This window comes from Roseibium algae (assembly GCF_037783265.1).
GTDB classification, from domain to species: Bacteria; Pseudomonadota; Alphaproteobacteria; order Rhizobiales; family Stappiaceae; genus Roseibium; species Roseibium algae.
Genome location: NZ_JBAKIA010000005.1, coordinates 1 through 20,605 on the forward strand (window position 1 = coordinate 1; position 20,605 = coordinate 20,605).

The 20,605-nt window shown below is 56.4% G+C and carries 19 protein-coding genes; 2 read left to right on the forward strand and 17 right to left on the reverse strand.

Annotation, left to right across the window (positions count from 1 at the left end; genetic code table 11):
- Positions 1-209 precede the first annotated feature (209 nt).
- The gene (locus tag V6575_RS08960; RefSeq protein WP_340273959.1) at positions 210-872 is read left to right on the forward strand and encodes a glutathione S-transferase; all 663 of its coding nucleotides are present in this window, start codon (positions 210-212) and stop codon (positions 870-872) included.
- Positions 873-973: 101 nt separating this feature from the next.
- Positions 974-1,726, forward strand: coding sequence for a GntR family transcriptional regulator (locus V6575_RS08965; RefSeq protein ID WP_340273960.1), 753 nt, complete (start codon positions 974-976; stop codon positions 1,724-1,726).
- A gap of 62 nt (positions 1,727-1,788) precedes the next feature.
- Here the strand turns inward: V6575_RS08965 and V6575_RS08970 are convergent, their stop codons facing one another.
- From V6575_RS08970 to V6575_RS09050, 17 genes are all read right to left on the reverse strand, one after another.
- The gene (locus V6575_RS08970; protein ID WP_340273961.1) at positions 1,789-2,556 is read right to left on the reverse strand and encodes an enoyl-CoA hydratase/isomerase family protein; all 768 of its coding nucleotides are present in this window, start codon (positions 2,554-2,556) and stop codon (positions 1,789-1,791) included.
- Positions 2,557-2,644: 88 nt separating this feature from the next.
- Positions 2,645-3,283 (reverse strand): carboxymuconolactone decarboxylase family protein, encoded by a 639-nt coding sequence (locus V6575_RS08975; protein ID WP_340273962.1) that lies wholly within the window; start codon positions 3,281-3,283, stop codon positions 2,645-2,647.
- Positions 3,284-3,287: 4 nt separating this feature from the next.
- Positions 3,288-4,475, reverse strand: a complete 1,188-nt coding sequence (locus tag V6575_RS08980; protein WP_340273963.1) for a CaiB/BaiF CoA transferase family protein — start codon at positions 4,473-4,475, stop codon at positions 3,288-3,290.
- Positions 4,476-4,539: 64 nt separating this feature from the next.
- On the reverse strand, positions 4,540-5,343 hold the full coding sequence (locus V6575_RS08985; protein WP_340273964.1) for an alpha/beta fold hydrolase: 804 nt from the start codon (positions 5,341-5,343) through the stop codon (positions 4,540-4,542).
- Between the two features lie 297 nt (positions 5,344-5,640).
- A complete protein-coding gene (locus V6575_RS08990; protein WP_340273965.1) occupies positions 5,641-6,315 on the reverse strand; it encodes a class II aldolase/adducin family protein in 675 nt (224 codons plus the stop codon).
- Positions 6,316-6,404: 89 nt separating this feature from the next.
- Positions 6,405-7,217 carry a TIGR01459 family HAD-type hydrolase gene (locus V6575_RS08995; protein WP_340273966.1) on the reverse strand — a complete coding sequence of 271 codons (813 nt, stop codon included), beginning with the start codon at positions 7,215-7,217 and terminating at the stop codon, positions 6,405-6,407.
- Positions 7,218-7,221: 4 nt separating this feature from the next.
- Positions 7,222-8,478 carry an FGGY-family carbohydrate kinase gene (locus V6575_RS09000; protein WP_422785559.1) on the reverse strand — a complete coding sequence of 419 codons (1,257 nt, stop codon included), beginning with the start codon at positions 8,476-8,478 and terminating at the stop codon, positions 7,222-7,224.
- A complete protein-coding gene (locus V6575_RS09005) occupies positions 8,478-9,539 on the reverse strand; it encodes a class II aldolase/adducin family protein (protein ID WP_340273968.1) in 1,062 nt (353 codons plus the stop codon). Before V6575_RS09005 ends, V6575_RS09000 begins: the two co-directional genes overlap by 1 nt.
- Entirely contained in the window at positions 9,536-11,095 is a 1,560-nt protein-coding gene (locus V6575_RS09010; protein ID WP_340273969.1) for a glycerol-3-phosphate dehydrogenase, read from the reverse strand. The genes V6575_RS09005 and V6575_RS09010 overlap by 4 nt, the downstream gene beginning before the upstream one ends.
- A 7-nt stretch (positions 11,096-11,102) precedes the next feature.
- Positions 11,103-12,143: a 2-hydroxyacid dehydrogenase gene (locus V6575_RS09015; RefSeq protein ID WP_340273970.1), complete on the reverse strand. Its 1,041-nt coding sequence runs from the start codon at positions 12,141-12,143 to the stop codon at positions 11,103-11,105.
- The gene (locus V6575_RS09020; protein ID WP_340273971.1) at positions 12,140-13,699 is read right to left on the reverse strand and encodes an FGGY family carbohydrate kinase; all 1,560 of its coding nucleotides are present in this window, start codon (positions 13,697-13,699) and stop codon (positions 12,140-12,142) included. Before V6575_RS09020 ends, V6575_RS09015 begins: the two co-directional genes overlap by 4 nt.
- On the reverse strand, positions 13,696-14,823 hold the full coding sequence (locus V6575_RS09025; RefSeq protein ID WP_340273972.1) for an ABC transporter ATP-binding protein: 1,128 nt from the start codon (positions 14,821-14,823) through the stop codon (positions 13,696-13,698). Before V6575_RS09025 ends, V6575_RS09020 begins: the two co-directional genes overlap by 4 nt.
- On the reverse strand, positions 14,820-15,929 hold the full coding sequence (locus V6575_RS09030; protein WP_340273973.1) for an ABC transporter ATP-binding protein: 1,110 nt from the start codon (positions 15,927-15,929) through the stop codon (positions 14,820-14,822). Before V6575_RS09030 ends, V6575_RS09025 begins: the two co-directional genes overlap by 4 nt.
- Before the next feature lie 4 nt (positions 15,930-15,933).
- Positions 15,934-16,791, reverse strand: a complete 858-nt coding sequence (locus V6575_RS09035) for a carbohydrate ABC transporter permease (protein WP_340273974.1) — start codon at positions 16,789-16,791, stop codon at positions 15,934-15,936.
- A 2-nt stretch (positions 16,792-16,793) separates the two neighbouring features.
- On the reverse strand, positions 16,794-17,717 hold the full coding sequence (locus V6575_RS09040; protein WP_340273975.1) for a carbohydrate ABC transporter permease: 924 nt from the start codon (positions 17,715-17,717) through the stop codon (positions 16,794-16,796).
- 105 nt (positions 17,718-17,822) lie between these two features.
- Complete coding sequence (locus V6575_RS09045) at positions 17,823-19,262, reverse strand: ABC transporter substrate-binding protein (RefSeq protein WP_340273977.1); 1,440 nt, start codon at positions 19,260-19,262, stop codon at positions 17,823-17,825.
- A gap of 46 nt (positions 19,263-19,308) precedes the next feature.
- Positions 19,309-20,292 carry a sugar-binding transcriptional regulator gene (locus V6575_RS09050; protein ID WP_340273978.1) on the reverse strand — a complete coding sequence of 328 codons (984 nt, stop codon included), beginning with the start codon at positions 20,290-20,292 and terminating at the stop codon, positions 19,309-19,311.
- Between the last annotated feature and the right edge of the window lie 313 nt (positions 20,293-20,605).

Consider the following 20,605-nt stretch of genomic DNA (forward strand, 5'->3'; position numbering starts at 1 on the left):
GCAGTGCATCAAGCGCGACCTTCGCTTTAAACGCGTCCGTAAAATTCCGGCGTCTCGCCATTCTCGTATCCCTTCAAATCAATGGGATACACCTTAACAACCTGTCCAAATTTCCGGGAACACTTCACCAGAGGACATGGTCACCGTGACGGGCCAGTAGACACCGTGCTCGAGCAACTCAAAACTGAAATCAAAAGAGAGGCAGAACAATGAAACTGCATTGGTCACCACGCTCACCATTCGTCCGCAAGGTCATGATCGTCTTGCATGAAACCGACCAATTGTCAGAGGTCAACTGCGAGCGATCCCTCGTTGCTGTTCATTTACCGCCTAATCCTGATGTCATTGCAGACAATCCGCTTGGGAAAATTCCAACGCTGATTCTCAATGATGGCACAGCGCTCTTCGACAGCCGAGTAATCTGCGAAGTGCTCGACCTGAAAGCTGGAACAGAATTGTTCCCATCCCACCCGCCAAGCCGAATTCCTCACCTGCGCTGGCAGGCTCTTGCGGACGGGTTGACCGACATTCTCCTGCTGTGGCGCACGGAACTGACCCGCGAGACAGGTCAGTGGGACGCCGTGACCAGCGGTTGGCTCATCAAGGTCCGTGAAGCCATGGCTGCACTGGAGCGCGAAGCCGAAGCTCTAAGTGACACCCCATTTGGTATCGGCCATATCGCGGTAATATGCGCGCTTGGTCAGCTTGATTTCCGCTGGCCAGACTGTGCCTGGCGCGATCACTTCCCGGCTTTGGCAAAATTGGAAAACAACCTGTCCCAAAGGCCTTCAACTCGCGCAACTGCTGTGACTGATGATCAGGCCCCTGGGGCAAACGATGTCACAGCATCCCAGCTGACTTTTTCAAAGTGAGGTCCTTGCCAAATATATCAAAAGACTAGTTTTTATGATAGATAGACAGTACAAGCATCGATATCCTGACACCTCATCGAGAACCGCAGGCATCATCACGAATGGCCGACCCTAAAGCCGAGAATGCGACCGTCAAGGCGCTGAAGAAAAGCAATGTGGCACGCTATATCCAGCTCGCCAGCCTTTTCCGAAACCGCATAGAATCCTCAGAATGGGGCGTGGGCGACAAGATCCCTAACGTCGAAGCCCTGGCTGAACAGTGCGGTGTTGCCACGATGACGATCCGGCAGTCTCTCGACATTCTGGAATCAGAAGGTCTGATCGAGCGGTTTCGCGCCAAGGGCACGTTCGTCAAGGAACGGCCCAACCAGGACCTGTGGTGCGAAGTCAAAACGGACTGGACCGGACTTCTCATCGCCCGGGAAAACGCCACCATTGATCTTCTAGGCGATGAACGTGAGGTTCAACTGCCCAACCGAGGCGGTCTGACGGGAAATCTGGCTCCTAGCTACCGGCACCTCAAGCGACGTCATTCTCGCGATGGCGTCCCGTTTCTTCTGGCAGATATCTATGTTGATGAGCGGGTCTGCCCGCATATTCCGGAAAGCGCCTACACCGAAGTAACAGCCATGCGGCTAGTGGCTGATATTCCTGGACAAAAAATCACGGATGCGCATCAGATTGTCACCATTGGCGCGGCAGATCTGGAGACCTCAAACGAGCTCAACCTGTCCATCGGCGATCCGGTGGCCAAAGTTCAGCGCGTGGTCATCAATCAGGTCGGAGATCTGATCCTGGTCGCCAACGGCACCTATCGCGGCGACATGATGAAGATCTCTGTCAAGCTGCGCTGACACCAAAGGGTCGACCGTGCTATGAGCAAAGTCGGCCCCATTAAGCCAAACAGCACTGAAAATCAGCTTTTGAAGACCGGCGTGCGTCTTTCAGAAAATGCAGCCATCGCTTCTGCAGTGTCTTCTGAGGTCGAGAGTGCCTTGGTCTGTCCCTGCTCAAATCGATAGCCTTCAAAAATCGACAGGTTTTCTGTAACCTGAAACGACTTCTTGGCCGCACGGACAGCAGACGGACTTGCCTTGGCAATGTCAGCGGCAATCCCTTGCGCTGTCTCTAGCAGAGCCTCAGGCGCGCAGCAGGCTGAGGCGACATTCATACGGTGTAGATCCGCCCCATAAAATCGCCGCGCCGTGTAAATCAACAGCCGGGCATCAGATTCGCCGAAATGGCGGCGAACATGGGCAACACCGCCAGCCAGACCGACATTGACCTCGGTCATCTGCAAAAAACCCTTTTCCGAGACCACCAGAATATCAGCGCAGAGCGCCGTCACGCAGCCAGCGCCAATGGCTGCACCATTCACGGCCGCAATGATCGGCTTCGGACATTCCAGAAGACAGTCAAAACTGGCCCGAACACGTCGATTGTGCGCTGTGTAATGACCTGGATCCTGAGTTGGGCGCTCAGACAAATCAGCCCCTGCGGAAAAGGCTTTGCCTTCACCAGTGATCACGATTGCACGCACATCAGTGCGATCTCCCAACTGATCGATCACCTCCACCAGCTCGTCGCGAAATGCATTGTTCTGCGCATTGACCGGCGGACGAGCAATGGTCACCGTTGCGATAAAGTCGGCAACGTCCAGAGTGAGTGTGCTGTATTTTTTCATGTTCTCGGTCTCATTCTCTTGGCCGAACTTCTGGGAGATGCAGCACGAAGACTATATAAAATCACTTTTATATCTTTTACAGCCTCATTCAGCCATTTGACGACGGCAAGATGGCTAGTGAATCACGCGTGCCCGGCAGCCTGTCCGTCATGCCGGCAGGCAAGGGAATTCGGTGTACATTCAACGTCATTGCCACCATCGAATAATAGCCAATCACAGCCGTCAATTCGACTGCCCCAACCTCGCCCCAGCGTGAAGCCACAGCACGATAGGCTTGATCAGCCACATCACCGCCCTGTACGAGTTGCTGGGCAAACTCGTACACTTCGCTGGCTTCTTCATCGTCAGAAAAATCCGGGGCAGCACAGGTCCGAATAGCCGCCACGATGCTCGGCGCCAACCCGGCCCTGTCCGCATCCCTCGCATGGATCGACCACTCAAGGTCGCTGTTCCAGCGCCGTGCAGTCACCAGAATAGCGAGTTCATTCAGGTGGGTGGGAATAGAGGTCTCGAACCGTAAAACTTGTCCCAGGCGCTGCCAACGATCCGCCAGAACCGGATTATGCAAGGCTGCGCGCAGAGGACCGACGAGCGCGCCTCGCGGGCCAGACACGATTTGATCGTACACGTCCTTTTGTGCGGCGTTCATTGTCTCAGGCGTCGGAAAGCTAATTCTTCCGCCAGAAACAGACACGTCATTCTGCCGATGATTGGTTTGATCATTCATGTATTCACTCTCCAAGACCAAGCGCGGCGAGAATATCTTGCGTGTGTTGCCCAAGCAGCGGTGGAGCAACATCAAAGCTGAGCGGAGCGTTACGGAAGTTCAGCGGGGAGACCACCTGTGACAGGCTTCCTCCAAGCGGGTGCGGGATATCGCGCAGTATGTTCCTATGCACGACCTGCGGCTCCTCAAACACACGATCGACCGTGTTGATAGGCCCTGAGGGAACGCCAGCCTCGGCAAAGGCATCGACCCATTCCGTGATCGTGCGAACGGCCAAAGCTTCCTTAAGGATAACTTCCAGCTCTTCGAGATTTTCCACACGGGCTGCATTTGTGATGTATTTGGGATCATCAGCGAGTGCAGGCCGCCCGACAACGGCTGCAAAACGACGGAACTGCTCGTCATTGCCAACCGCAAGAACAATATAGCCGTCAGACACCGGATAGACATCCTGCGGCTGAATGTTTGGATGGCGATTGCCACGGCGCTCTGGCGGCTGACCGGACACCAGATAATTCATCGCCTGATTGGCAAGCATCGCAACGGACACATCCAGCATAGCCAGATCGATATGTTCGCCCTTGCCGGTCTCGCCGCGGTTCGACACAGCCGAGAGCACGCCAATAGCCGCATACATTCCCGTCATGATATCGACAATCGGAACGCCGACCTTCTGCGGTCCACCGCCAGGCACACCATCCGGCGCACCGGTGACACTCATCAATCCGCCCATGCCCTGGATCATGAAATCATAGGCAGCATCACCTGCCTTGGGTCCAGTCAGACCAAAGCCGGTGATGGAACAATAAATCAGGCTCGGATTGATCTTGGAAAGCGCCTCATAGCCAAGCCCCATGCGATCCATCGTGCCAGTTTTGAAGTTCTCAAGCAGGATATCGGATTTGGCCGCCAGCGCCCTGACAGCGTCCTGCCCCTCTTTGCTCTTGAGATCCAGCTCGACCGACTTCTTGCCCCGGTTCACCGAGAGATAATAGCCAGCTTCCCTTGTTGGGTTACCGTCTTTATCCTTCAAGAAAGGAGGCCCCCAGCGCCGGGTGTCATCACCAGCCCCTGCCCGCTCGACCTTGATAACCTCAGCTCCAAGATCAGCCAGAATCTGGCCGCACCATGGTCCTGCCATAATCCGGCTGAGATCAAGGACACGGATGTGTGAAAGCGGTCCCGCCATCATCGGATCTCCTTGTATTTGTTTTTGTCGAAGCTTGATGAGAGGCTGTCCAAAACACTCAGGAACCTCATGTCAGAGCCTCTAGAAACGCCAACAGCACTTTGTTGAAAGCCTGAGGTCTTTGGAAATTCGGAACGTGACCTGCGCTCTCGATTACCTCAAACCGTGCGTTTTTAATGTCGCTGAACTGACGGCGCATCGCGTCCGGCATAACGCCATCATCGGAACCAGAAATGGCAAGAAACGGACAGGCAATGCTGGATGTGACGGCTGAGCAGTCATAGCTCTGCAAGGCATGGGTCGCGGCAGCAAAGCCTTCGACAGGTGTCGCAGCTACCATCCGGGCCAACAGAGAAACGTTCTCAGATGCGGCGCTTTCTCCAGGCAGCCACCTGTAAGCAGTATCCAGCCCCAGATCACCAAGCCCATGTTGGCGGGCAGTTTCGCGCTTCTCGCTCCAGAACGCCTCGCGGCCTGGCGCGCTTTTGGCAACACCATCAACAGCAACGAAAGCCTGAAAGCGACCCGGAGCAGAGCTCATTGCAGCCAATCCGGTCGGAACGCCCATCGACAGGCCAACATAGACACAACGAGCGATATCGAGATGATCCAGCAGCGCTAGAACATCAGCGCCATAGTCCTCAAATGTCATTGGTCCGACTGAAATACTCGACTGGCCATGGCCGCGCTGATCGTAACGCAACACGGAGAACCGTTCGGCCAACGCCGCAGTCTGGTGATCCCAGATGCCAAAATTGGTCAGAACCGAGTTCGATAGAACCAGCCACGGCGCGCCCGCCGGACCGGTATCAACCTGAACATGCAGAGTTGCGCCATCGGCAAGTTGAATATTATCGGAACTGCAAACCAAAATACCGTCCTCTATTGCGGGTAGAAATCAGGAAACCGTTCTTGATCCATACTCACGAAATTCAGAGGACAAATTATCTCGCCAAACCATAAAAGTCAATTTTATACTTTTATGTTTCCAGTTTGTTTTCAAAGCACCTTTTGGGTGATACGGATTGCCAAATTTCGAATAAAGGCGGATAGCCTTTGAGCTGCCATCTAGAAATGAAAATCCTCCTGCCTTTACAAAAATGGTCGCTGTGGCAGTGAGCTACAGCGACCATTTAGGAGTTCAGGTTTTCGGCAACTTAACGTAGTATCAGGACTTCTTTTTGCCTTTTGCATCCTGAAGACCATAGCCGGAAAAGGAATTCATCGTATCGGCTATGTCCGCTTCGCTGAGAAGCACTGGGCCGCCGATCTGCAGGCTCAGGTAATATTGCCGGGCGATGGTTTCCAGCTCAACCGCCCGCCACATGGCTTTGGCAAGGCTCTCACCGACTGCGATCATGCCATGATTTGCCAAAAGACAAGCCGTGCGGTCTTCAATCGCCTCAATGGCCAGTTTGGACAGCTCTTCCGTGCCGAAGGTGGCATAACCTGCACAGCGTACGTTGGTACTGCCGAAGGCCGCAATCATGTAATGGCAGGACGGGATTTCCTTGCGCGCCATGGCCAGCGTCGTGCAGTAGGTCGGATGGGCATGCACAACAGCCTCAGCGTCCTTGCGCTCACGCAGAAGCGCATGATGGAACCGCCATTCGGTGGAAGGCTTCAGCGGCCCCTCCCAGGCACCGGACGCATCATTCAGATCCACCGAGGCAATCATCTCCGGTTCCATCTGGTCATAGGGCGTGGCCGAGGGCGAAATCAGCATCCGGTCCTCAAACCGAGCCGAAATATTACCCGACGTACCTTGGTTGAGGCCATTTGTATTCATCTCCTGGCAACAGGCAATCAGCTCCTGACGCAGTGCGAGTTCGGCTTTTTTCATCTGACGTGTCTCCCGTCGATCTCAAGTGTGCAGTTGTTTGTTTTTCCCGCTAGAACCGGCTCAAACCGAACCAGCGACATGAGAAGAATTCAGAACCTCAGCTGGTCCATGGCAAAGTCCGGCACGACGCCCTCTTCCACGAGCCCGGCCTGAACCCCGGAGGTGATCAAAAGGCTCTGGCATCCGGCGTTTCTGCCCCCCAGAATATCGTGGTGCAGGCTGTCCCCCACCATCAGACAACGGCTAGGGTCCCGCTGGCCGAGCGCTTCAAGGCCAGCTTCGAACATCGCAGCGCTTGGCTTTCCGAAATAGTCGATCGTTCCTCCGGCGGCGATGTAATCCTCTGCCACAACGCCTGGACCGAACGCGGAGCCTTCCCCCGTATAGATGCTGGTGTCCGGATTGGCGCAGATGGCTGGTACACCCGCACGGGCCAATGGCGACAAAAGACGATTGTAATCATCACGACTGTGGGTTTCAGGCTCAGCGCCACTAATGATCACCAGTTGCACGTCATCGCCAAGTTCTGCGACTTGCAGCTCAAGACCATCGAGCAGACTGGTATCATTTCCCCGTGCAAGGATCAGAATTGAACTGCCTGATTTTAGGCGACCATCTGACAACCGGCTGACGAGATCGTACCGGGTCAGTTCGCCCGAGGTCACCATCGCCTTGAAGGCCGCCGAAGGAAAGCCGAGCCGAACCAGACGGTCCATATTGAGTTTTGCACGACGCCCGGAATTGGATAGGGCCACAAGAGGCAGGCCTCGGCTGTGAAGTGCCTCAACGCACTCAATCGCGCCAGGAAATGCGGCATGTCCATCATGCAGCACGCCAAATTGGTCAAGCAGCAGCGCATCGACGTTTGAAAGAATATCTGAAAGGTTTGAGATGGTTCGCATGATGTCAGATCATCGCTCCCCTTGCGACAAGCGCCGATCCAAAGGCTGCTTCTCCCGCCAGCACTGGCTCTGCCGGAACACCGAGCAAATTATGGCGGATACGAGCCCACACGGGATTATTTGCACCGCCCCCTACACTCCTGATGCTTGCCAGAGAAGGTGCGCCCAATTCGGACAGACGTTGATAGCCGAGCGCTTCAATCCGAGCGATGCCGGTAAGCAGGCCTTTGAGAAACTCTGCATCATCTATGGGCCTCGGCGTTTCGCGCGATGGCAAGGTCGGGTCATCGATCGGGAACCTTTCGCCCGGCGCCCGAAGCGGGTAGTAGTCTAGCTCACAAGGGCTTTCCGGATCGATCTGGCCTGAGAGACCCCTTATTTCGTCAGGCGTAAAATGGTCCAGCAGCGCGCCGCCGCCGCTGTTGGACGCCCCCCCAGCCAGCCACAGATCTCCAATCCGGTGGCTGTAGATGCCATATTCGGGCGCAAACAGCGGTCCATCGCTCAGCAGCTTCAGCGTCATCGTCGTGCCCAGCGCGGTCACACCATCGCCCGGCCGGTTTGCCCCCGTCGCCAGAAAGGATGCACAGCCGTCGGTCATGCCTGCGACAATGGAAATGCCGGACGGCAACCCAAAGGCCCCAGAGGTTTTGGCAATGACAGTGCCGGTCGGAACAACCTCTGGCAAAAGATCCATCTGAAGGGACGTCGCCTTGATCCACTCGGGCCACTGCCGTGCGACCGGATCATATCCGCTTTTCAGAGCATTGCTCTCGTCGCTGGGCACCGGGTGCCCGGCCAGACGCTCGGCAATCCAGTCCGCCTGATGCACAATGCGGGCGACCCCTGAGCATTCCTGCAACATGATAGCACGCGCCAGAGCGGAACTCGCGCCATGAGCCGCACTTTCCCTTGGTGCATTCGCCGTGATTTCCCCCAGGATCCGTTGATCCCCCACCGCATCATTGTACATCAGCGCCGAGCCAATCGGCTCATGTTTGCCGTCCAAGGCCAGAATTGTGCCGGATGTTCCGTCGACACTCAGGGCGGTGAAATCGGTAGGGTCAACCTTCTGGCAAAGTTCAGCAAGACACTCTCCCAGCGCCTGGTGCCAGACTGAAGGATCACGGCGAATGACGTCATCTGTTCCAAACTCTGCCCGCGCGATTGCGGAAACCTTAAGGTCCGGATCAACAGCCACAGCGCGAACGCCGGACGTACCGATGTCGATACCCAGAAACAGGGCGGATCGTGTCATGATCAGCGCCCTTCCCTGTTGAGAGACTGCCGGTAAACCTCGGCATCCCAATCCAGCAACTCGGCCTCTTGTGCTCCGGACAAGCGGGAAACAGAAACTTGCGGCTCGATCCGCACCAACACATCTCCGAGAGCACGGGCTAGAGCGATTTCCGAAGGGGTCGCACTATCCGGTATGGCGACACCCTGGCCAGGCATAATGACCAGCTTGCTTGGGAATTGCTGTTGCCCAGCGCAGGTCAGCACGTCCTTAAGCTGTTCCCCCTCTCGGACAACCGTCACACCAGGACCCAGAAAGACCAGATGATCCGGATAAAGCGTCCGACCATCAGCAAGTGCAAGCAACCGCGCATCATGGGCAATCTGTTGGCTCGGTCCATGCGGCACTGGTATCCACTCACTCCCAGACAACTTTTCACAGAACGCTGCCGTGATGTCCGCCGACCCAGCAAGCGTTGAAGGCGTCAAGCGGGCACTGACATCGCGAAGGAGGCTATCGGCCTCGGCAACTGTCGCGCCGCAGGTAACCAGCCCGTGGTTGCCCAGGATCAGGATCTGCGTTCCGGCAGGCGCGTGCTGACGTATGGCACGGGCAAGGTCGATCCCGGGTTTGGCATAGGGGATAAACGCATAGGGAAGTCCTGCCAGCTTGGCCGCCAGAAACGTCGGCGCGTCTGTTCTAACAGCTGCCGCAATCGTCGCGACGCAATGGGTATGCAGCACCACTTTGGCTGGCATAGAGGCATGAACAGTCGCCTCAATGGACGCCCGCAGCCCGGACGGGTTTTCAGCGGCACAGGTGAAAGGTCCGACATCATTAGCCCTGCCATCATCAGCCACAAGCGCTGCTGCCAACACTTCATGGTAGACGGGGACAAACAGGTCTGTGGTCAGCGCGTCCGAGAGCCATGTGCCTGACGCTTTAACCCACATCAGATCAGCTGACTTGATGGAGGTATTCCCCCCCGGTCCCTGAACCTGCAGTGGATCGGAGCCAAGCCGTTCGGACACAGCGCACAAGGCGATAAACTCCGGATTGGCCTGAAGCTTTGAGTAGAGTGTCATGCGGCCCCTCTTATGCCTGTCAGCCATGTCTCGACGGAGGCCTTCTCATCATCTGTCAGGAACAGACCATGCTTTGTCCGGCGCACCAGTATATCATCGGCAGTTCGAGCCCATTCATGCTCCAGCAACCAGCGCGCTTCGACCTCATAGAACAGCCCGCCGAAGTGAACACCCAGATCAGCCAGACCAGAGGCCCCCGCCAGCACCTTTGCCGTGTCCGTGCCGTAACAAAGAACATAGTGTTCAGCCAGGCCTTCCGGCAGCCACGGGTTTGACTGGCGGAAAGACGCCGCCCAGTCGCTGGATGCTCCCCCTGAAAAATCAGCGCCTGGCAGAGAGGCACTCGCCGTCCAGGCAGGCTTCATCTTCGGGAAGAACGGAACCAGGTGATCAAGGGCGTGTTCGGCCAGTTTGCGATAGGTTGTCAGCTTGCCGCCAAAGGCACTGAGCAGCGGCGCTTTGTCCTTCTCACCACCTATATCCAGCTCAAAGGTATAATCCCGGGTCACAGCAGAGGCTGATTTGTCATCATCATCATTGAATAGGGGCCGAACCCCTGAATAGGAGTGCAGGACATCCGATCCGCTCAACTGCCGGGTAAAGTAGGTGTTCAAGATGCCGAGTAGATAGTCGATCTCATCCTGATCGATCTTCACGTCTTCAGGCCGCCCGTCAAACGGCACATCTGTGGTGCCAACCAGCGCCAGCCCCTCAAAGTAAGGATTGACGAAGATGATGCGCTTGTCCGGTGCTTGCAGAACAAAACCATTGTCGCCCGTCCACCACTTGGGCAAAATGATGTGACTGCCCTTCACCAACCGGACAGACGAGCCTGACTTAACCTTGTCCACGGAAGACAGAACCTTCTCCACCCAGGGTCCTGCCCCATTGAAGATAGCTCTTGCGTAGATCTTGCGCTGATCACCGGTCTCCACATCGCGGACAGTGGTGCACCACAGCTCCCCTTGGCGCTGGGCACCGGAGAGTTCGCTCCGGGTCAGGACCTCTGCCCCGCGCCGCGCCGCGTCCACTGCGTTCAACACGACCAGACGCGCATCGTCGATCCAGACGTCCCAATAAGCAAAGCCACAGTGGAATTGTGGGTTGATCAGCCCCTCCGGCCATTCGGATTGAAGGTTGACGGCCTTGGACGCCGGAATACGCTTTCTGCCTCCCAGATGATCGTAGAGAAACAACCCAAGTCGAATGAGCCAGCGTGGCCGCTGCTCAGGACTGTGAACCAGAATGAGCCGCAGGGGCTTGGCCAGATGCGGCGCGACATCCAGCACGACCTCGCGTTCAATCAAGGCTTCTCGCACCAGACGGAACTCGTAGTACTCCAGATAGCGCAGACCGCCGTGGATATACTTCCCAGATCGCGACGAGGTGCCCTCGGACAGATCGCCCTTCTCGCATAGGACAACGGACAAACCGCGCCCGACCGCATCCCGGGCGACACCGACCCCGTTTATGCCGCCGCCCACAACAAGCAGGTCAACGGGATCGGCCTCGGTTCCGAGTGTCGTTTGGTGTGACACCTTACCTGTCATGGTCATGATGTCCTCAGCATGGGTTCACGGGCGGCTCGCCATCCAGCCAACGGCGGACTTCCTCGGCCGCTTTGGCAGCCGCAATCCGAACCGTCTTAAGGGAAGCTCCCGCAATGTGCGGCGTCAGGGTGACATTGGGCAATTGCAACAGCGGCCAGTCGGGCGGCGTTGGCTCAATGGCAAAAGTTTCCAGCATGGCCCCGCCCAGATGACCGGATACCAGCGTGTCATACAGCGCGTCGTAATCCATCAAAGGGCCTCTGGCAGTGTTCACCAGAAAAGCACCCCGTTTCATGGATGCAAGCTCTTTGGCACCTATCATGCCGCGCGTCTCCGCAGTCACCCGCGGATGAAGAGAAACCACATCGGAGGTTTGCAGCAAGACATCGAGAGAGACATGCTTCACCCCGGCCAGCGCATCCTCTGCAGACAACTGAACGTAAGGATCACACACCAGAACTCTGGTGCCAAAGGCGCGCAGCAGTCGCACGACCCGGCTTCCCACAGCGCCATAGCCGATCACGCCAACAGTCATGTCAGACAGTTCATCACCCGCGATATCAGAGCGATAGAGATCCCCCCGATATGTGCCCTCCCGCAGGCCTTCGTGGCCACGGGTAATGTTGCGCGTCTCCGCGATGATGGCCCCAATGGTGAACTCGGCGACGGCTGAGGCATTGCGGCCCGGTGTGTTCACCACCAGCACATCATGGTCGGCGGCAGCCTCCATTGCCACATTAACGGGACCACCCCGAGAAACCGCCACCAGCTTGAGTGCAGGTGCAGCCTGAAACACGGACTTTGACAAGGGCGCAAGGTGGGTCACCAGAACAGGCGCATCGCCCAAGTGCTCCAGAACCATCTCAGGCGTGCCCATATACTCTTTCAAGCCCTCCATACCCGGAACGGCATAACCGTGTTCCATTGGCTCATCAGGCCAGGCAAGATCGAGCATCTTGCAGGTGATGCGGTCCCCGCAGGCGTCCTTTAGCGCGGAGGCAAACATTTCGGACAGCATGAACCGGTCGCCGATAATGGCCACTTCTGTTGTCATGACAGGGTTCTCCGGGCGAGGTCTTGTGCATGCCATGTTTCGGACATGGCCATTCGGGTGGACTGATAGGCAGGAAACAAGGCGTCGTAAACGTCGGCAAGCTCCGGATCGGGCTCCTCGGCGGTCTCAACCAGAGGATCGACCCAGGCGCGCGTGACAGACGTCAGGTCCGGATAGAGCCCTTGCTGAACCGCTGCCATCATGACAGCGCCTGCCGCTCCGGCCTCCGGCTGAGCCACGGTCTTGACCGGTGCCCGCAGGGCTGCGGCCAGAAGCTTTTTAAGCGCGACGGACTTGGCAGCGCCGCCGGTCAGGTGGATTTCACCTGGAACACGGCCAAGCGCTGTGTAGCAATCCCGGGAAGCCAGAACCAGACCATCAAAGACACCGCGCAGGATGTCAAACCATCCGGTGTTCTGATCCAGTCCAGACAAGGACGCCCGTGCCAGAGGCTCGGAAAACGGCCCCCGCTCTCCGGCAGAGGAAATATAGGGGAGATAGAATGCAGCACCCGGGCGGGCAGCCAAAACCTGATCGTCCAGCCGGGCCAGAAGATCCGCCTGCGTTGCCTCAACGCCGACAGCAGACAGAACCTCCCGCATCAGGCCCAGCGCCCAATCGATGTTCAGCGTTGCCGCCATGTTGGTCTGGATCTGCGCGAAGGCTCCCCCGGAGAATGGCATTGTGTATCCGGTTCGGTCGGAATTGAGCACAACCTCGCTGGCACTGCCCACAAACCGCATATGCATGCCGGTGGAGCCGAGAATGGTCATGCCCCGATCTGCAGACGCATCATGCAGTCCGGCTCCCAGCGCGCAGCACATGACATCCACGCTACCAAGACAAACCGGAAGGCCCGCCGGCAGTCCGATCATCGAAGCTGCCTGCGCTGTCATGGCATGTGTTTGGCTTGTGCCATCGACAATCGGCGGCAGAAGATGTCGGTAGGCTCTCAAACCCAGAGCATCCACCACGGCTTCGCTATAGGTTCCGTTCTTGTAGGAGCCGAAGGTGAACCCGGCTTCTGACACATCGGAGGCCATGATGCCGGTCAATTTGAGATAGAGCCAGTCCTTGCAATGCAAGGCAGCAGCGCTGCGCTCAAGAAGCTCTGGTGTGGTGCGCGCCATATGAACCAGGTGGGTGCGCATCTGGCAGACATTCAGCCCCGTCGCCGTCTCGCGGTAAATCGTGTCGATTGCATCTGATGCGCACAGATCTCGCGCCGTCTCCGCTGCCCGCGCATCCAGCCAAAGCCAGCCGTCATCGACAGGCTCACCGTCCGCGTCAATCAACCATGTTCCATCCCCCTGCCCCGTGACACCCAGCGCGCAGACACTGGCCGGACCGCCGGGCAGTCGTTCAACCAATTCCTTGAGCACCACAACCGTGTCCTGCCATGTGCGCGCCATATCCTGCACCACCCCGCCATTTGGCAAGGTAGTATAGGTATTACGCCGGTGGGCGATGACAATCTGATGGCCCTTGAGATCATAGGCGACGGCCTTGATGACCGAGGTGCCTGCATCCAGCCCAATCAGTACTTCAGGTTTCATTCCACACCTCCCCCGTGAGAGAAGGCAACGCCTGTGGAGGAATGGAACAGATGAAGATCACCGGCATCCAGTTCGATGCCGATGTTTTGGCCGGGCGCATGATCGGCCCGGTCGTGCCGGACCGAAACGATGGTCTGTCCGGCGAAATGCGCCGCGATATGGGTCTGATCTCCTAGCCATTGATTGGCAAAGACTTCAGCAGGCTGGCCGGTTTCAATAATTTTCACCGCATGCGGGCGCACGCCCATTGTGAATTTTTTTTCACGCAGCAAACGCGCCTTGAGGGGCGGCGAAAAGGCACCGGTGGGAAAGGACAGACTAACTCCCTCTTCCAGATGCAGCTTGACGAAATCATCTGCAACCTCTGCCTGGGCAGGAAAGACGTTCATGGGCGGCTCGCCGATGAAGGTTCCTGTAAAGAGGTTCGCAGGACGCTCCTTGAGATACTCGGGCGTATCATATTGCTGAAGGAAACCGCCTTCCATGACAGCGATCCGGTCCGAAAGCGCATTGGCTTCGGTCTGGTCATGGGTGACGAGAATAGCCGTCAGACCGCGTTGTTTGATGAAGTGCTTGATCCGACCGCGCAAAAGCGCACGAAGCTGGGGCTCCAACTGTCCCATCGGCTCATCCAGCAAATGCAGATCGGCTTTGCGGATCAATGCACGGGCCAGACTGACACGCTGTTGTTGACCGCCAGAAATTGATCCGGGTGACCGCTCCAGAATGTCTCTGATTTCAAGCAATTGGGCTATCTCGGCGACCTTGGCCTGGATCTCAGACTTGTTGAGACGTTCAGACTTGAGCGCGAAGGCGATGTTCTCTGCCACGGAGAGTGGCGGATAGAGAGAATAGCCTTCAAAGGCCATGGCAACATTGCGCCTTGCCGGATGCAGCCCGTGAACCGCACGACCCTTGATCAGGATTTCTCCGGACGTCACAGCCTCAAACCCGGCAATCATGCGCAGGGTCGAAGTCTTGCCGCAGCCGGATGATCCAAGCAGCGCAACGATCTCACCAGCGGCGACAGTCAGATCCAGGTCGCTGACCGCCTGAACCGGATGACGGGAGGTCTCATTGTAGATCTTGTTGATCCCCTGGAGGATGAGCAAACCATCACTCATGCTGCTCTCTCCGCTGCCTGATTGTTGCCATTCGGATCTATGCGAAGCCCTGTCTCCCGATCGAATAGAACCGCATCGCTCGGATCTATCGTAATATGGGCAGTGCCGGACGCAGGTGCAGGCGTGCCCGATGGCCTAGACAGTAGGATTTCCCGCTTGCGCAATGTGGTGACCAAAGTGACAGATTTCTCATTGAAAGGCGTTTCGGCTTCAATGGTAACGGGCACGCCGTCGCTGGCATCGGTGAAACTCAGAGCTTCAGGCCGCAGGCCCAGAACACAGTGTTTGCCCGCATAGCTTGCCAAACCGGGATCAAGCTGGATCCGTTGGTCGGACAGCATGGCGTAGACCCCGGTTGCATCACTGATCGGAACTACATCGAGCAGATTGATGGTCGGATCGCCGAACAGCTTAGCGATGTTGATGGTCGCTGGCTTGCGGTAAATCTCCTCAGGCGTTCCATTCTGGATGATGTGGCCACCGTCAAGCACCGCAATCCTGTCCCCAAGCGCCATCGCCTCCCGGTAGTCCTGTGTCACATAGATGACCGTCGCACCCTGATCAGACAGCAAGCGTGGCAGCTCAAGACGCATCTCGAACCGCAGCTTCGCATCCACATTGCGCAAGGGATCATCCAGCAACAAAACCTTGGGTTCTGACACCAATGCTCTGGCCAGAGCCGTTCGCTGTTTCTGGCCGTTCGACAAGGCCTTGGGGGTATGATCCAGAACGTGATCGATCTTCAGCAGTCGTGCGACGGCCTCAACACCCTCACGGATCTGATCAACTGTCTTTTTGCGCGCGGTCAGCGGACTGGCGATGTTGTCATGAGCGCTCATATGGGGAAACAGCGCGAAGTTCTGAAACGCCATGCCGATGCCCCGGTGTTCCGGCAACACATCGCTTACGTTCGCCCCGCCCAGAAGCACGTCGCCGCTGTCTTGTTCGATTGCCCCGGCAATGCAGCGGAGCAAGACAGTCTTGCCAGCCCCCGAGGGGCCAAACAACACCAGTGTGCTGCCTTGGGGCACATCCAGGTCAATGCCCGACAGAACAACATCTTCCTTGAAGCTCTTGGTGAGATTTTTGATTTCTATGCGGCTCATGAGATCATCCTTTCACCGCGCCGAGCGACAGCCCTTCCACCAGATACTTCTGAGCCCACAGGGCAAGCAGCAAGGTGGGAGCAATTGACATGACGATTGCAGCGGCGATCTGGCCGTACTGGATGCCTGATGCCGTGACAAAGGCAAGCGCTCCAACGGTCACCGGCTGCTTGTCGGCAGAGGCCAGAACCAGAGCAAAAACGAAATTGTTCCAAGCAAAGATGAACGCCAGGAGGCCAGCGGCTGCGATGCCCGGTCCTGCCAGCGGCAGAGCAATCTTTCTGAACGTGGCGAACCAGCCATGCCCGGCAATCCGGTAGGCGTGTTCGATGTCCGGGGAGATATCCTCAAAGTATCCACGGACAATCCACAGGATCAAAGGCAAGCAGATCAGCTGATAGACCCAGATCAGACCGACATAGGTATTCGCCAGACCGAGCGACTGAAAGTACAGTGTCAGCGGCAACAACACCAACAAGGGCGGCGCAAACCTGAAAGACAGCAGCGTGAACGCGATGTCTTCAGAGCCTTTGAACTTGTGCCGGGCAAAGGCATAAGCTGCAGGCACACCGAGCACCAACGCCAGCGCGACTGAACCGACCGACAAAATGACCGAGTTCATCAGATTGCCCATGAAGTGAATGCTCATGGAGGCAACATTGGAATCCAGCCGTCCTGCAATGATTGCCGCATAGTTCTTCAAGGTCGGCACAAAGGACATGCTCGGCGGCGAGCGCAGAATAGTCTCATTGGTCTGCAAGGACATCAGCACGATCCAAAAGATCGGGAACATGAAGAACAGCACAACGAGCGTTAAGGCGATAGCGCGAAGAATACGCTCCAGTGGGGACCTGTGATCCATGGTCATGCCTCCCCTTTGGCGCGCTCGCGAAGGCGCAGCCAGTTTTTGACGAAGATGTTGGACAAGACATAGGTGATGGCCCAAAGGATCATCAGCAGAGCCGCAGATCGCCCGACATTGGTGGATTGGAAGAAGTTCAAATAGGCCTCGACCTGGAACACCATCAGCCTGTCACCGGGTCCCCCTTGCGTCATGGCGTAGATGATATCGAACTGCTGGATGGAATCGAGCAGACGAAACAAGGCTGCTGTCAAAATGTAAGGCGACAGCATCGGCAGCGTGATCCGCCAGAACTGTTCAAGCCTCGGCACGCCATCCAGCGCTGCAGCCTCAAACGGCTGGGTCGGCAGCGAACGAAGCCCTGCCAGCAGCAAGATCATGATGAACGGCGTATAGACCCACACATCGACAAGAACGACTGTCAAAAGCGCGGTATCCGGCGAAGACGCCCAGCGGAAATCATGAAACCCGGCAAGCTGCATAAAATAGCTCAGGATGCCGAAATTCGAATTGGTCATCAGTTTGAACATCAGCGCAGCCAGCGCAGGTGCGGTCATCAGCGGCATCAACAGCATGATTGAGACGAAGTTGTTCACCCGGCTACGCTTTTGCAGTAGCAGCGCGATCCCCAGCCCCAGCAACAATTCCAGAACCACGGTCAGTCCGGCATAGGTGAGCGAGACTTGCAGCGTGTTCCAGAAATCAGAATCGGTAAAGAAATTCAGATAGTTTTCGCCCCAGTTCATGCCCCGGTTCCACGGCTGGGACATGCGATAACGCTGCAGCGAATAATAAACAGCCGTCCCGAACGGGATCAGGATCCCGATACACACCAAAAGTGCCGGCAAGCTCAGCAAATAGGGGAGCATCGTCCTGGAGAGACGGCTGGACCGCCGCATAACCGGCATGTCAGCTTGAACAGACATAAAACCTCCGTGACAAAGCGGCCAGGCAGCGCTGCTGCCATTGCCGTTTCGTCGGAAAAATGTGCAGGGCATCGCCCTGCACAAGTCAGTTGGGATTAAGAAACCTTAGCGCAATCCGGCTTCCGCCAGCTGCGTGTTCATGCTGGCAGCGAGCTGATCCAGCCCCTCGTCAACCGGGACTTCCTTTGCGACCATCCGCTGAAGCATGGCGGCCCAATCAGTTGTCAAGTCGAAGAACAGCGGCTGTGGCGTGAACTTGATCGACGCACCGGGCGCAGACGCATTGTACATGTCAACATAGCCAGGATAGCCTTTGTTCAGCTTCTCCTTAAACATGTCGTCTTCCCAGACCGAATTGCGAACCGGATCAACGAAGTCCATCTTGCGTGCGCCAAACAGCGCATGCTCTGGTCCGGATGCCCACTGCATGAAGTACCAGGTCGCATCCAGATCCTTGGAGGCCTTGGTCATGGCCAGCGACCAGATCCAAATGTTCGGGGTCGGAGCCTTGGCTTCTGGATTGGCTGCAAAACCAGCATAGGCCAACTCGCCCGCCATGGCGTTGTCGCCGCCATTCATGAAGTAGCCCAGAATATCCGCGTCAAAGATCATCGCCGATTTGCCAGCGCCCAGATCCGTGCCGACCTGATACCAGGTATGGGTCGACCAGTCGGCAGCACCGCTGTCCTGGATCATCTTTACCCAATCCGCATGGAACGCTTTGGACCCGGCCGTGTTCATGGCAGCCGACAGCTTGCCATCATCGTTGGTCAGGTCCATTTCGCCAAAGTTGGCATAGGCGGACAGGAAGCCAGGGTGGATTGTTGCCCAGGAACGCGAGCCGCGAACACCGATACCGTAAATACCATCCGTATCAGCCTGAACCTTGGCGGCAGCTTCCATCAGTTCATTCATGTTGGTCGGCACGGCAACGCCGGCCTTGTCGAGCATGCCTTTGTTGAAGGTCAGGTTGTTCTGCTCGTAGCCCCATGGAATACACCACTGTTTGGCATCATCAGATCCCAACTCACCACCTGGAACACCATTCCAGGCACAGGACTTGCGCACGCCCTCCAGCATGTCTGTCCAATTGTACATCGGGTTGGTTTTTTCCGGGTCATTGATCCATTCATTGTGATCAACAATCCAGCCAGCCGGACCATAGGTCCAGGTCATATAGGCGCCGGTCATGAAGGCATCATATTCACTGGATCCGGACGACAGCGCCGCCGTGACCTTGTCGAAATAGACATCTTCCGGGAACACGTCATAGGTGACGTCCATCCCGGTCAGTTCCTTGAACGCATCAAGATTTGCGATCATGGCATCTGTATAGGGGTGCTTATTCAAAAGCAGCTTGATGCTTTTGCCGGAATGCTTCTTCCAATCGAAATCTGCCGCCAGTGCCTGGGTCGCCATCAGATTGTGCAATGTTCCAGCCGAAGCGGCTGTCAGACCCAGAGCCCCAAGCCGCCGGATCAAACTTCTTCTGCTCATTCCGCCGCTCAAGAACGTGGAAATGAGATCCTTTTCCTTCTCATGCATAGTCTTTCCTCCCAAAAAGCCCTGACTCTTAATTTGCTCTCCGCATTTATGTCGGAGGCAATGCGACGATAGCCCGGGCCGTGGCCTCGTCAGTTATCAACCCAGTCAACAAACCGCTGTCTAACGCAGCGCTGATTGCCGGTACCTTGGTTGCCCCACCAGCAATCGCCACCACTTCCCTACCCTTCAGACTTTGAAGCGGTGCGGCCATAACGCGGTCATCATATGGGCTGGATAAGATACTTCCGTCAGCGCTCAAGAACTGGCCGAGCAATTCAGCAACGGCTCCAGCCTGGCGCAAATCTTCAGCTGCCAACGCCCCATCCAGCATTGAGGCGCTGATGCCACCTTCACCGCTGCCGATGTCTCCCACGCCAACGACAATCAGCGTAGCCTGCTCAATCAGGTTCATGGTTTCCGAAATGCCGAACTGCTGCAGCATGACCTGTTTGTCTTCCGCCGAATTCGCATAAAGCGGCGCAGGCATCAGATAGGACGCAGCGCTGGTCTTTTGCGACAGACGATGGATCACGTCATAGGGATTGGCGGCAAAGGAACGCGTCAAACCGCCCAGAACAGACACGAATTGCACATCCGGGGAGGCCTGGCGGCCCATGGCATTGACCGAGGCCGCCAGGGTTCGTCCATTGCCAACGCCGATCACACTATGCTTACGGCCGGCTGCAGCCTGCATGATGAAATCGGCACCGACAACGGACAGTGTCTTGAGAGGTATTGGATTGGAATCAGGCACCTCCATGCCGATCCGGCAATATCCCAAGCCATAGCGCCGCATCAGTTCCGTTTCGATGTGGACGCAATCGGTCGCCTCGACATCGACGAAAATCCGCACCAGGCCCTCATTTTGAGCCCGGGCAATGTAGCGATGCGCCCGTGTATTGGGCACGTTGAGACGCTTGGCCACTTCGCTCTGTGTCATGCCGCCGACGTAATGTAGCCAAGCTGCTCTCGCAGCAAGGTCCGCATCACTGTCGCTCTTCGCGGTCGCCAGGCTTCGGCCTTCAATCATCTACAACGCACCCTTGAGTGAAATATAATTCGCTATTGGAATTTATTTCAATCATCATAAACACAGGCCTTCAGAGAGTTCAAGCCCTCAAAAAAATCCAATCACCAGTGCTGATGTCAGCAGAAAAGAGCATTTTAAACGAGAGAGGTATTACGTCGAAAAACCCGCAAAATATCATCTAAATCGGATTAGACATGATCGACAGATATAAAAACAGACTAATATCTTAATTATGTTTTCTTCATATATTCAATAACTTGAAATTCTTTTTTAATCTGAAAAACTAAATGCAGACAGTTATGCTTTTCAACGA